This window comes from Planomonospora corallina (assembly GCF_042650625.1).
GTDB classification, from domain to species: domain Bacteria; phylum Actinomycetota; class Actinomycetes; order Streptosporangiales; family Streptosporangiaceae; genus Planomonospora_B; species Planomonospora_B corallina.
In genome coordinates this window covers 163,880-175,929 of the sequence record NZ_JBHSBM010000024.1, presented here as the reverse complement: position 1 = coordinate 175,929, position 12,050 = coordinate 163,880, and the positions used below count along the sequence as shown (strand labels likewise).

At 72.0% G+C, this 12,050-nt stretch carries 14 protein-coding genes and 1 tRNA gene; 5 read left to right on the top strand and 10 right to left on the bottom strand.

The genetic code is table 11. The annotated features are described in order from the left end of the window. The first annotated feature begins 9 nt into the window (after window positions 1-9). Window positions 10-213 carry a helix-turn-helix domain-containing protein gene (locus ACFOWE_RS21900; RefSeq protein ID WP_377290701.1) on the top strand — a complete coding sequence of 68 codons (204 nt, stop codon included), beginning with the start codon at window positions 10-12 and terminating at the stop codon, window positions 211-213. Then, window positions 213-1,346: a site-specific integrase gene (locus ACFOWE_RS21895; RefSeq protein ID WP_377290699.1), complete on the top strand. Its 1,134-nt coding sequence runs from the start codon at window positions 213-215 to the stop codon at window positions 1,344-1,346. The genes ACFOWE_RS21900 and ACFOWE_RS21895 overlap by 1 nt, the downstream gene beginning before the upstream one ends. Window positions 1,347-1,449: 103 nt before the next feature. On the opposite strand, the gene ACFOWE_RS21890 is transcribed toward ACFOWE_RS21895, so the two are convergent. The 9 genes from ACFOWE_RS21890 to galU all read right to left on the bottom strand — a co-directional run bounded on the left by ACFOWE_RS21890 (window position 1,450) and on the right by galU (window position 7,036). Continuing rightward, window positions 1,450-1,716, bottom strand: coding sequence for a hypothetical protein (locus ACFOWE_RS21890; protein ID WP_377290697.1), 267 nt, complete (start codon window positions 1,714-1,716; stop codon window positions 1,450-1,452). A gap of 44 nt (window positions 1,717-1,760) precedes the next feature. Next, window positions 1,761-2,045: a DUF7710 domain-containing protein gene (locus ACFOWE_RS21885; RefSeq protein ID WP_377290695.1), complete on the bottom strand. Its 285-nt coding sequence runs from the start codon at window positions 2,043-2,045 to the stop codon at window positions 1,761-1,763. Between the two features lie 137 nt (window positions 2,046-2,182). Beyond that, window positions 2,183-2,256: transfer RNA gene (locus ACFOWE_RS21880), tRNA-Ala, on the bottom strand. Window positions 2,257-2,311: 55 nt separating this feature from the next. Continuing rightward, a complete protein-coding gene (sepX, locus tag ACFOWE_RS21875) occupies window positions 2,312-2,995 on the bottom strand; it encodes a divisome protein SepX/GlpR (RefSeq protein ID WP_377290693.1) in 684 nt (227 codons plus the stop codon). A 124-nt stretch (window positions 2,996-3,119) separates the two neighbouring features. Continuing rightward, on the bottom strand, window positions 3,120-3,761 hold the full coding sequence (locus ACFOWE_RS21870; RefSeq protein WP_377290691.1) for a GNAT family N-acetyltransferase: 642 nt from the start codon (window positions 3,759-3,761) through the stop codon (window positions 3,120-3,122). A gap of 93 nt (window positions 3,762-3,854) precedes the next feature. After that, the gene (locus ACFOWE_RS21865; RefSeq protein ID WP_377290689.1) at window positions 3,855-4,328 is read right to left on the bottom strand and encodes a MogA/MoaB family molybdenum cofactor biosynthesis protein; all 474 of its coding nucleotides are present in this window, start codon (window positions 4,326-4,328) and stop codon (window positions 3,855-3,857) included. 115 nt (window positions 4,329-4,443) lie between these two features. Continuing rightward, window positions 4,444-4,914, bottom strand: coding sequence for a cyclic pyranopterin monophosphate synthase MoaC (gene moaC / locus ACFOWE_RS21860; RefSeq protein ID WP_377290687.1), 471 nt, complete (start codon window positions 4,912-4,914; stop codon window positions 4,444-4,446). After that, the gene (gene glp / locus ACFOWE_RS21855) at window positions 4,911-6,107 is read right to left on the bottom strand and encodes a molybdotransferase-like divisome protein Glp (protein ID WP_377290774.1); all 1,197 of its coding nucleotides are present in this window, start codon (window positions 6,105-6,107) and stop codon (window positions 4,911-4,913) included. Before glp ends, moaC begins: the two co-directional genes overlap by 4 nt. Before the next feature lie 29 nt (window positions 6,108-6,136). After that, window positions 6,137-7,036, bottom strand: a complete 900-nt coding sequence (gene galU, locus ACFOWE_RS21850; protein ID WP_377290685.1) for a UTP--glucose-1-phosphate uridylyltransferase GalU — start codon at window positions 7,034-7,036, stop codon at window positions 6,137-6,139. A 12-nt stretch (window positions 7,037-7,048) separates the two neighbouring features. Here galU and ACFOWE_RS21845 point away from each other — a divergent pair, with 12 nt between their 5' ends. The 3 genes from ACFOWE_RS21845 to ACFOWE_RS21835 all read left to right on the top strand — a co-directional run bounded on the left by ACFOWE_RS21845 (window position 7,049) and on the right by ACFOWE_RS21835 (window position 9,696). Continuing rightward, window positions 7,049-7,648: a 5-formyltetrahydrofolate cyclo-ligase gene (locus ACFOWE_RS21845; protein WP_377290683.1), complete on the top strand. Its 600-nt coding sequence runs from the start codon at window positions 7,049-7,051 to the stop codon at window positions 7,646-7,648. Between the two features lie 41 nt (window positions 7,649-7,689). Then, on the top strand, window positions 7,690-9,189 hold the full coding sequence (locus ACFOWE_RS21840) for a potassium/proton antiporter (protein WP_377290681.1): 1,500 nt from the start codon (window positions 7,690-7,692) through the stop codon (window positions 9,187-9,189). A gap of 207 nt (window positions 9,190-9,396) precedes the next feature. Continuing rightward, window positions 9,397-9,696: an FmdB family zinc ribbon protein gene (locus ACFOWE_RS21835; protein ID WP_377290679.1), complete on the top strand. Its 300-nt coding sequence runs from the start codon at window positions 9,397-9,399 to the stop codon at window positions 9,694-9,696. Window positions 9,697-9,891: 195 nt separating this feature from the next. Here the strand turns inward: ACFOWE_RS21835 and ACFOWE_RS21830 are convergent, their stop codons facing one another. Beyond that, complete coding sequence (locus ACFOWE_RS21830) at window positions 9,892-11,922, bottom strand: MFS transporter (RefSeq protein ID WP_377290677.1); 2,031 nt, start codon at window positions 11,920-11,922, stop codon at window positions 9,892-9,894. Window positions 11,923-12,050 lie beyond the last annotated feature (128 nt).

Below are 12,050 nucleotides of genomic sequence, written 5' to 3'. Positions count from 1 at the left end.
GAGGACCCGTTGAGCGTTGACCTGACCTCACCCGCCGAGACCCGGCTCTACCGGGTCCCCGACGCCATGCGGCGGCTCGGGCTGAGCCGTACCGTGCTCTACGAGCCGATGCGCGCGGGACGGCTGCGCTCGGTCAAGGAGGGCCGCACCCGGCTCATCCCCGAGTCCGCGCTCCGCGAGTACATCGCACTCCTGGAGCGGGAGGCCGCCTGATGACCGAACGCCGGAGCCGCGGGGACGGCGGGCTCCACTGGGACGAGTCCCGGCAGCGCTGGATCGCCTCCGTCACGGTCGGATACACCCCTGCGGGCAAGCGGATCGTGAAGAAGGCCAGCGGCAGGACCAAGACCGCGGCGCTGAAGAAGCTCAAGGAGATCGTCCGCGACTACGAGGACGGGCTCCTGGTCTCCTCGACGGGCTACACCGTGGCCGACGCCGTACGGAACTGGCTGGAGTTCGGCCTCAACGGCCGGGGCTCCGCGACCGTGGACAAGTGCACGATCCTGGCGAACAAGCACATCATCCCGGCCTTGGGCGCCCGGAAGCTGGTCGACCTCACCGCCGACGACGTCGACCGCTGGCTGGCCGCCAAGGCGAAGGAACTGAGCACGCGGACCCTCCGTGAGCTGCGCTCGATCCTCGTCCGGGCCGTCAACCGCGCCCAGGCCCGCGACAAGGTGAAGCGGAACGTGGTGCTGCTGTGCGAGATCCCCAAGGGCAGGCAGGGCCGCCCGTCCAAGTCACTCACCCTGGAGCAGGCGGAGGCCGTGCTCAAGGCGTCCGAGGGTACGGCGCTGCACGCCTACATCGTGCTCTCGCTGCTGCTGGGGGCGCGGACGGAGGAGCTGCGGGCGCTCACCTGGTCGCACGTCGACCTCGACGGCACCCCGCCGTCCATCATGGTCTGGCGCTCGGTCCGGGAGGGCGGCGACATCAAGACCCGCAGCTCCCGGCGCACACTGGCCATGCCGAGGCGCTGCGTGGACGCCCTCAGGCTCCATCCTGAGCGCCAGGACGTGGCCCGCAAGGCGGCGGGCGCGAGTTGGCAGGACGACGACCTCGTCTTCGCCTCCAAGGTCGGCACCGAACTCGACTCCCACAACGTCCGCCGCTCGTTCCGGTCCGTGCTCAAGAAGGCCGGCCTGAACGCCGAGGAGTGGACACCCCGCGAGATGCGGCACAGCTTCGTCTCGCTGCTGTCCGACTCCGGCATCCCGCTGGAGAACATCTCCCGCCTGGTCGGCCACCGCAACACCTCGGTGACGGAGACCGTCTACCGCAAGCAGCTCCGCCCGATGCTCCTGGAAGGAGCCGAAGCGATGGACAAGCTCTTTCCCGATCTCTAGCTCAACACTCTGACGTAGACCCATGCCCGGCGAGAGCGTCCGCTTCCGCCGGGCTGTCTCTTTCTAGTACGGCATATGGCTCATGACAGAGGCCGAGGGCACGTCATTCAGCTCGACGGCGCCGTAGCTCCTCAAGCCATTGGTACACCTGCTCGTCGTCGTGCAGAAAGCCCTCCTCCGGGCCGTTGCGCAGGTCGATCCCGTGTAGAAGGCTCAATGCCCACCACGCCGCATCGTCCCAGACGAGATCATCATCGGCGACCCAGCGCCATGCCCAGCGGTCCGCCTCATCCCGGCTCATCCGTCCATCGAGCACCGCGATGAAGCACTGCTCGATCTCATCCAGACCCGGCTGCTCACCGCCGCTCATGGGCTGACCGTACTCCAACGGGGCAGACGTTGCCCGATGCGGCGCTAGTCCGGGTCCCCATCGGTGTAGTGGAAATGCTCCTGCTGCGCGGTCGTGAAGCGCCCGACGAACGAGGGAGTCTGCTGGTGGGCGGCACGGGGCTGAAAGTGGCCGTGCTCGATCACCCAGTCGTAGACGCCCGTGTCGAGGGGGTACTCCGTGAGCATCCCCGTCAGCTCGCCGGTCCTGATCCACGACTCTGCGCGCTCCCGCGTCCGGAACACGCCCGACGGCCACTGCGCACCCTCGCCCAGGAAGACCCACACGGTCACGGGACCGGAATCGCTCACCGCTGAGACACCTCACCACTGAACTCTGCGAAACCTGGAGGGGCACGGCCCTGATGGATGGACCGTAGTCACTCAGTTAGTCACCCGGCAACGCAGAAGGCCGCTCCCGATCTCTCGGAAGCGGCCTCTGACCTGGGTGGAGATGAGGGGATTCGAACCCCTGACCCCTTCGATGCGAACGAAGTGCGCTACCGGACTGCGCTACATCCCCAAGGCGTGCGACTAGGTTAGCAAACTTCCGAGGGCGTTCGCGCCACCGGGGACGATCAGTCGCCGACGGCGCGGCGGTCCGGCTCGGCGTACTGGTCGAAGATCTCGTCGCGGTGCGCGTCCAGCTCGATGACCTCCGCCTTCCGCGCCGCCTCCCTGGCCGCCAGTTCGGCGGCCCGCCGCCGGGCGCGCCTGGCACGTTCCGCCCGGGCCTGCGCGACGGCCCTGCGCCGCTCGGCGTCGACCGCGACCGAGACACGCAGGACGGACAGGTAGGCGAGCAGCAGCACCATCGCGGGGGCCACCCCCCACCACGGGATCACCCGCACCGCCGCGGTCACCGCCGAGGCGACCAGAAGCAGTACGGACCAGAGCAGCATCCGCCTCCGCTTGGCCACGACGGCCGCCCGGCGGCGCTGCGCGGCACGGCGGCGCCGGAGCCGCTCCGCCGCGGCCCCGGAGACCGCCGCGGACGACTCGGGCCCGGTCGCGGATCCCGTGGACGCGCCGACCGGCCCGGAGGCCTTCCCGGCCGGGCCCTGCGCTTCCTCTCCCGGGTTCGGCTCGCCGTCCGCTCCGGAGGTCTCGCCGTACGGCACCGCGAACTCGCCGGTCTCACCGGTGCCCTCGTCCGCGTCGACCTCCACGAGCGTGGTGGTCCGGTCGCGGCGCAGCCACATGGGCACGAGCACGCACAACCACATGACGACGATGGCCAGGTACAGGAGAACGCTGCTCACGGCCACCTCCGGGCAGCACTGAGGCACGCCTGACCGCGGGGCGTCCTCACTGTGCTCACGTCACGCACCGTAAGACCGCGTCTCACTATTTGACGAGTATTCAGTTCGGTGTGTCGCCAGATCGTCACACCTCTTCGTGGGAGGAGCCTCCCCGGGCGGCGGATTCCCGGGCGCGCCAGCGCGCGAGCAGGCCCCTCGGCGCGTCCTCGATCGTCAGGGCGTAGCAGATGTGGTCGCGCCAGGCGCCGTCGATGTGCAGGTGACGGCGGCGGACGCCCTCCTCCCGGAAGCCGAGCTTCTCCACGACCCTCCGGCTGGCCTGGTTCTCCGGCCGGATGTTGGCCTCGACCCGGTGGAGCCCGGTGGTGAAGAAGCAGTGGTCGACCGCGAGGGCGACCGCGGTCGGGATGATCCCCTTGCCGGCCAGCGCGCTGTCCACCCAGTAGCCGATCTGGGCGGACCTGGCCGACCCCCAGACGATCGCGCCCACGGTGAGCTGACCGGCGAAGGCCCCCTCGTAGGTGACCACCCACGGCAGGGCCAGCCCCTGCCGGGCCTCCCGGCGCAGCGTCCCGGCCATCGCGACGTACGGCCCCAGGCCGGTCCGGAACAGCGGTGTCTCGGGGTTGCTCGGCTCCCAGGGGCGGAGCCAGTCGGCGTTGCGCAGCCGTACATCACGCCAGACGCCCACGTCCCGCAGGCGCAGCGGCCGGAGTCCCACCGGGCCCTCCGTCAGGGTCACCGGCCAGCCACGAAGTCGATCCACTCCCTCATCATCCTCCTACGACGCACCCGTGTGCCACGGGAGCGCGGGAGGCGGTCGCGCGCGGCGCGCCCCGGAGCGCGCGGCCGTACGGGCTCACCGGGTGTGGTCTCCGCCCCGGATCTGGTCCACGGCGTGCCTCAGGACGGGCGAGAGTACGGCCATGCCGTCGCGGACCCCGCCGGAGGAGCCGGGCAGGTTGACGATCAGGGTGCTGCCCGCCTGCCCGGCCAGGCCCCGGGACAGGATGGAGGCCGGGACCTTCTCCCGGTTGGCCTGCCGGATCGCCTCGGCGATGCCGGGGATCTCGCGGTCGATCACCCGGGCGGTCATCTCCGGGGTCAGGTCGGCCGGGGTCAGCCCGGTTCCGCCGGTGGTGACGATCACGTCGTAGCCCTCGGCCACCCCGGCCCGGAGCGCCCGCTCGACGGGTTCGCCGTCCGGGACCACCTCCGGCCCGTCCACCTCGCATCCGGCCTGCGCCAGCAGCTCGGCCAGGAGCCTGCCCGAGGTGTCCTCGTACACTCCCGCGGCGGCCCGGTCGGACGCCGTGATCACCAGAGCCCTCATGCGCCGCCCTTCCCTCCCCGCCTGCCGGGGTCCGCCATGCCCTGTGGGAGGCCCGAACCCGTCACGGTCTCCCCTCCCCGCCCGGAGCGCGGCCCGCCCGGAGTCCGCCCGGCGCTCAGGGCCGCGTCCAGACGCCGGTCTTGCCGCCGGTCTTCTCCTCGACCCGGACGTCCGTGATGACGGCCGCCGGGTCCACCGCCTTCACCATGTCGATCAGCGCGAGCGCGGCGACGGCGACCGAGGTCAGCGCCTCCATCTCGACGCCGGTCCGGTCGGCGGTCTTCACCCGGGCGGAGATCTCCACGCCGTCGTCGGCCACGGTCAGCTCGACCTTCACCCCGTGCAGCGCGATCGGGTGGCAGAGCGGGATCAGGTCGGGGGTGCGCTTGGCGCCCATGATGCCCGCGATCCTCGCGGTGCCGAGCGCGTCGCCCTTGGGGATGTCTCCGGAGCGGAGCAGGGCCACGGCCTCGGCGGAGAGCAGCACCTTGCCGGTCGCGACGGCCGCGCGCGCCGAGACGTCCTTGGCCGAGACGTCCACCATGCGCGCCGCGCCGGTCTCGTCGATGTGGGAGAAACCACTCACAGCGGGATGACCTCCACGGTCGTGCCCTCGGGCAGATCGGTGACGTCCTCGGGGACCACGATCAGCGCGTCGGCCTCGGCCAGGGCGGCGAGCTGGTGGGAGCCCTGCCGCCGGACCGGGGTCACACCGCCCTGTCCGGTGAGCGTGCCGCGCAGGTAGGAGCGCTTGCCCGCGGGCGAGCGCAGCGGCGCCGTGGTCACGGCCGTGACGGTCGGGGCGGGTTCCGCGGGCAGGCCCTGCATCTTCCGCAGGGCCGGGCGGACGAACAGCATGAACGAGACGAAGGAGGAGACCGGGTTGCCGGGCAGCGCGAAGACCGGCACCTCGTCCTCGCCCACCACGCCGAAGCCCTGGGGCATGCCCGGCTGCATGGCGACCTTCTCGAAGCGGACCGTGCCCAGCGGGCCGAGCGCCTCCTTGACCGGCTCGTAGGCGCCCATGGAGACCCCGCCACTGGTGATCACCATGTCGGCCCGGACGAGCTGGGCGTCGAGCTGCTCCATGAAGCCCGCCGCGTCGTCGCCGACGATCCCGGCGCGGTAGCCCTCCCCGCCGGCCTGCCGTACCGCGGCGATCAGGGTGTAGCTGTTGGACTCCCAGATCTGGCCGGGCGACAGGGGCGTGCCGGGCTCGGCCAGCTCGGCGCCGGTGGAGATCACCACCACCCGGGGGCGGGGCCGTACCAGCACGCGGCGGCGGCCCACCCCCGCCAGGATGCCGAGCTGCGCGGGGCCGATCCGGGTCCCGGCCGGCAGCACCGCGTCCCCGGCGTGCACGTCCTCGCCGGCCAGCCGGATGGCGTTCCCCTTCGGGGCGGGGCGCTCGATCACGACCCGGGCGGTGCCGCCGTCGGTCCACTCCACCGGGACCACCGCGTCGGCGCCGGCGGGCAGCGGCGCGCCGGTCATGATGCGCATGGCCATGCCGGGGCCGAGCGCGTGCAGTCGGCCGTCGCCCGCGGCGACGTCGTCGACCACCGGCAGGGTCACCGGGCCCTGCGACGCCGCCTCGACGTCCTCCGCCCGTACGGCGTAGCCGTCCATCGCCGAGTTGTCGAACGGCGGCAGCGGGACGGGGGAGGTCACCTCCTCGGCCAGGGTGGTGCCCAGTGCCCGCTCCAGCTCCAGCTCCAGCGGGGCGAGCGCCCGGACGGTGCGCAGGATGTCGGCGAGGTGCTCGTCGACCGATCTCATCGGAGCCGTCTGCGGGCTCGGAGGAACGCTCATCGCGACGCCAGGAACTCCTTCAGCCAGGGCAGGAACTCCTCCGCGAGGTCGGGCCGGTCCGCGGCGAACTGCACGACCGTGCGCAGGTAGTCGAGCTTGTTGCCGGTGTCGTAGCGGCGGCCGCGGAACAGCACGCCGTGGACCGGTCCGCCGCCCTCGCCGCCGCGGCCGGCCAGTGTGCGCAGGGCGTCGGTCAGCTGGATCTCCCCGCCCCGGCCCGGAGGGGTGTTCTCCAGGACCTCGAAGACCGCCGGGTCGATCACGTAGCGGCCGATGATCGCCCAGTTGGAGGGGGCCTCCGCGGCCGGGGGCTTCTCCACCAGGTCGGTCACCCGGACCACGTCCTCCTCGGCGGTGGCCTCGATGGCGGCGCAGCCGTACAGGGAGACGTGGTCCTCGGGGACCTCCATCAGCGCGATGACACTGCCGCCGTAGGTGTTGCGGACGTCGATCATGCGCTTGAGCAGCTCGTCGCGGGGGTCGATCAGGTCGTCGCCGAGCAGGCAGGCGAACGGGCTGTCGCCCACGTGCTGCTTGGCGCAGAGGACGGCGTGGCCGAGGCCGCGCGGCTCGCCCTGCCGTACGTAGTGGAGGGTGGCGAGGTCGGCGGGCTCGCGGACCTGGGAGAGGCGCTCGTCGTCGCCCTTGGCCTCGAGGGCCTCCTCGAGCTCGATCGCCCGGTCGAAGTGGTCCTCGATCGAGCGCTTGTTCTTGCCGGTCACCATGAGCACGTCGAGCAGCCCGGCGGAGACGGCCTCCTCGACGACATACTGGATCGCGGGCTTGTCGACGATCGGCAGCATCTCCTTGGGCGTCGCCTTGGTCGCCGGCAGGAAGCGGGTGCCCAGACCCGCCGCGGGGACAACGGCTTTCGTCACGGGATCGAAGTCGGCCATACCGAAACCTTAGTGGAGGGACCTGTGGACAAGCTGAAGTTGCGGTCGTTGATCCGCCAGCGGCGCGCCTCTATCCCGGAGGCCGAACAGTATGCGTCCTCTGTCCGGATTCGGGAGACCTTGCTGGACCAGCCGTGGGTGCAGATGGCCGGGCTGGTCGCCTGCTACTGGTCGGCCGGATCCGAGCCCGCCACCCACGGGCTGGTCTTCGCGCTCTGGAAGCACGGCGCGACCGTGATGCTCCCGGTGCTCCGCGACGACCTCGACCTCGACTGGGCGGTGTACGACGGGCCCGACAGCCTGACCCCCGGCCGCTTCGGGATCATGGAGCCGACCGACGTGCGGCGCGGGGCCGACGCGATCAGGACCGCCGCCCTGGTGATCGTCCCCGCGCTGGCGGTCGACCGCTCCACCGGCGTACGGCTCGGCCGGGGCGGCGGCTCCTACGACCGCGCGCTGGCCCGGGTCGGGCCGAACGTGCCGACGGTCGCCCTGCTCCACGAGGGCGAGCTGCTCGACGGCGTCCCCGCCGAACCGCACGACCGGCCGGTCCGCTACGCCGCCCTGCCCGGCGGCCTCGTCCGCCTGGGGACGGATCAGCCTGCCGAATAGGACAGAATGGTCCTCGAAGTGAGAGGAGGGGCCAGAGGGAGATGGACATCTGGCTGCTTCTCGGTTCGGGGATCGTCATCGCGTGCATCGTCGCGGTGCGCGTCGCCCACGGCAGCGGTCTGCCCAGTCTCCTCATCTTCCTCGGCTTCGGCCTGGTCCTCGGCGAGGCCGGCTTCGGCCTGCAGTTCGACGACGCCCAGCTCGCCCAGCAGATGGGCCTGATCGCCCTGGCGATCATCCTGGCCGAGGGCGGCCTGACCACCACCTGGAGCCACATCAAGGGCTCCATCCCCACCGCCGTGGTGCTGGCCACCGTGGGCGTCGCGGTGAGCATCACCGCCGTCGCCGTCCCCGTGCACTTCCTGCTCGGCATGGACTGGCGGACCTCCCTCCTGCTCGGCGCGGTCCTCGCCTCGACCGACGCCGCGGCGGTCTTCTCCGTCCTGCGCCGGCTGCCGCTGCCGCCGCGCCTGTCGGGCATCCTCGAGGCGGAGTCCGGGTTCAACGACGCCCCCGTCGTCATCGCGGTCGTGCTGCTGAGCACCAGCACCTCGCCCCATCTCGGGACCGCCCTGCTCGAGGTCGTCTTCGAGCTCGTGGTGGGCGCGGCCGTCGGCCTCGCGGTGGGCCCCGTGGGCGTGTACGCGCTGCGCCACGTCGCGCTGCCGGCCGCCGGCCTGTACCCGATCGCGGTGCTCGCGCTGGCCTTCGCCGCCTACTCCGGGGCCGCCTCCCTGCACGGCAGCGGTTTCCTCGCCGTCTATCTGGCGGCGCTGGTCATGGGCAACTCCCAGATGCCGCACCGGACGGCCAGCCGCGGCTTCGCCGAGGGGATCGCCTGGCTGGCCCAGATCGGCCTGTTCGTCATGCTCGGCCTGCTGGCCAGCCCTTCGGAGATGCCGGGCGCGATCGTCCCGGGGCTGGTCGCGGGCCTGATCCTGGTCGCGGTCGCCCGGCCGCTGTCCATCATGGCCTCCGCCCTGCTGCTCCGGCTCACCGGGGTCGACCGGCTGAACTGGCGGGAGCAGGCATTCCTGTCCTGGGCCGGGCTCCGGGGCGCGGTGCCGATCGTGCTCGCCACCATCCCCTGGGCGGCCACGTTCATCGACGACGCCACCGCCAAGCTCGTGTTCAACGAGGTCTTCGTCATCGTGGTCGTCTACACCCTGCTCCAGGGGCCCACGCTGCCGTGGGTGGCGAGGCGGCTCGGGGTCACGGCCCCGGAGGAGGCCCGCGACCTGGCGGTGGAGTCCGCTCCGCTGGAGGAGCTCAACGCCGACCTCCTGCAGATCCGGGTGCCGCCGACGTCCAAGCTGCACGGCGTGGAGGTCTTCGAGCTGCGGCTCCCGTCCGACGCGCAGGTCACGCTCATCGTCCGGGAGGGCAAGTCGTTCGTGCCGTCGGAGTCCACCCGGATCCGGACCGACGACCAGCTCCTCGTGGTGGCCACCGCGGCCTGCCGGGAGACCGTCGAGCAGCGGTTCCGCGCGATCAGCCGCCGGGGCAAGCTCGCCGGCTGGTTCGGCGAGCACGGCGCCTGACCGCCGGCCGTACCGGCTCGCGGGACCGTCCCGGCTCCGGCGGGCTCGGCCGCGGAGTCCCTGGTTGCGGCGCGGTTGCGGGGACCCGGCCGCAGGGCCCTGCCGGAATGTGACCGCTCTCGCTCGCGTTTATGCTTGTCGACGCCGTACCATTAGCAGTCGCGCCAGTCGAGTGCCAATCGGCGCGGACCGAATGAGGAGGAGAGCGTGCCCACCTACCAGTACGCCTGCACCGCCTGTGACAACCAGTTCGAGATCGTCCAGAAGTTCACGGACGACGCGCTCACCGTCTGCCCGAGCTGCCAGGGTGAGCTGCGCAAGGTGTTCTCTGCGGTCGGCATCGTCTTCAAGGGTTCCGGCTTCTACCGGACCGACAGCCGGTCGTCCAGCTCCAGCACGGTGAGCTCGACCTCGTCGAGTTCGACGAGCTCCTCCACGTCGAAGGAGTCGTCGGGGTCCTCCGCTCCCGCCGCCCCGGCTCCCGCCCCCGCGGCCGCGGCCTCCTGACGGACGGCGCCTCCCCCGGCTGCGCCCTCCTGACGCGCGCCTCCTGCGGCGGTGCTTCCTGAGGCGGTGCTTCCTGAGGCGGTGCTTCCTGACGCGCGGACGGGCCCGGGCCGGGCCCGTCGGCGGGGAACCGCCAGTGCAGATCCACCAGCGGAGATCCACCAGCGGGAACCCGCCGGCCGGACGTCAGCGGGATCAGTGGGGATAGGGGCGGTCGGCCATCGCGCCGAGCAGTTCCCTCGGCAGCCGGTCCAGCAGCTCGCGCAGCCCGGCGTGTTCCTCGGGGTTCCAGTCCTGGATCACCCGGGCGAGGCCCTCACGGGCCTGCGCGACCAGCCGGTCGGCCACCCGCTCCCCCTGAGGGGTCAGTTCGAGGCTGAGCCCGTCCTCGGCCCGGTTGACCAGACCGCGCTCCACCAGGTGGGCGACGTACGGCCGTCCCCTGTCGATGCTCACCCCCGCCCTCTCGGCCAGGTCCGCGCCCGCCTGGGGACCGTGCGTGCCCAGACGGGCGATCAGCCAGACCGAGCCGGCCGGAAGGTCGTGCAGGCCCACCAGGTCACCGAGCCGGCGGTAGTAGTCGCGGCGCATGGCCTCGTCCGCCAGCCGCCACAGCCCTCTCTCCACCTCGTCGAGTGAGGAGCGCTCGGTGGGCACGGCGCCGTAGTTCTCCCCCGGGTCGGTCGCCCTGACGGTCTGCCGCAGCGGCAGCTCCGGCAGGAACCACGCCGCCGCGAACGCGACCAGCGCCACCGGCGCCCCGATCAGGAAGACCCGGGCGATCGCGTCGGAGTAGGCCTCCAGGAACCCCGCCGCGGCCTCCGGCGGCAGCTTCCCGATGACCGTCGGATCCCGCTGGGCCGCCTCGCTGAGGCCAGGCGGAAGCTGCACCGTCCGGGAGAGGCGCGCCAGGTCGTCCGAGAGCCGCGCGGTGAAGATCGCACCGGCGAGCGCGACGCCGAAGGATCCGCCGATCGCGCGGAAGAACGTGGCGCCCGAGGTGGCCGTCCCCAGGTCCTCGAAGTCCACGGCGTTCTGCACCGCGATCACCAGGACCTGCATGACCAGGCCGATCCCCACACCCAGGACAAGCAGATAGGCGCTCAGCTCCACCATGCCGATGCCGGCGTGGATGCGGGAGAGCAGGTAGAGCCCGAGCGCCGCCAGCGCGCTGCCCGCGATCGGGAAGGCCTTGTACCGGCCGGTGCTCGAGATGAGCTGCCCGCTGACGATCGAGGTGACGAGCACCCCGCCCATCATCGGCAGCAGGTACAGCCCCGACATCGTGGGAGAGACGCCCCGCACGACCTGGAGGAAGAGCGGCAGGTAGGTGAGGGCGCCGAACATGGCCACGCCCACGATGAAGCCGATCAGCGACGCCACGTTGAAGACCCGCAGGCGGAACAGGTGCAGCGGCAGCACCGGCTCCGCGGCCCGCCGCTCGGCCAGCCACCAGAGCACCACCAGCACCGCGGAGGCCACGCCCAGCCCGATGATGACCGGGTCGCCCCACGGGTAGGTGCTCCCGCCCCAGGTGGCCAGGAGCACCAGGCAGGCGGTGGCGCCGCCGAGGAAGGCGATGCCGGCGTAGTCGATGGCGTGCCTGCCCGGCCGGGTCCCGGCCGGGAGCGCCCCGGCGATCACCGCCAGCGCGAGGGCGCCGATCGGCAGGTTGACGTAGAAGGCCCAGTGCCAGGACAGGTGGTCCACGAACAGTCCGCCGAGCAGCGGCCCGGCGACGCTGGAGACGGCGAAGACCGCCCCGAACAGGCCCTGGTACCTCCCCCTCTCCCGGGGCGGCACCACGTCGGCGACGATCGCCTGGGAGAGCACGATGAGCCCGCCGCCGCCGAGTCCCTGCACCGCGCGGAAGGCGATCAGCTGCCCCATGTCCGCGGCGAGCCCGCACAGCGCCGAACCGACCAGGAAGACGACCAGCGAGGCCTGGAAGAGCCCTTTGCGGCCGTACTGGTCGCCGAGCTTGCCCCAGAGCGGGGTGGAGACCGTCGAGGCGAGCATGTAGGCCGTCACCACCCAGGACAGGTGGTTCAGCCCGCCGAGGTCGCCGACGATGGTCGGGAGCGCGGTGGCGACGATCGTCTGGTCCAGGGAGCTGATGAGCATGGTGAGCATGAGCGCGGCGATGATGAGGCCCAGGCCCTTCGCGGACTCCCGGGCCCCCGGTTCCCGCGCTGTGGGCTCCGTCCGGACCTGCTCAACGCTCATCTCGATCCCCCCGATCGGCCGTAGGCCTGGTCATACCCTCCGTGACCCGGCGGTCACATCAGGGGCAGAGTTATCCACAGGCCCGGTTCCGCCCCCTTCCGGGACGCGGCCGCGGCGCTAGTGTCTGC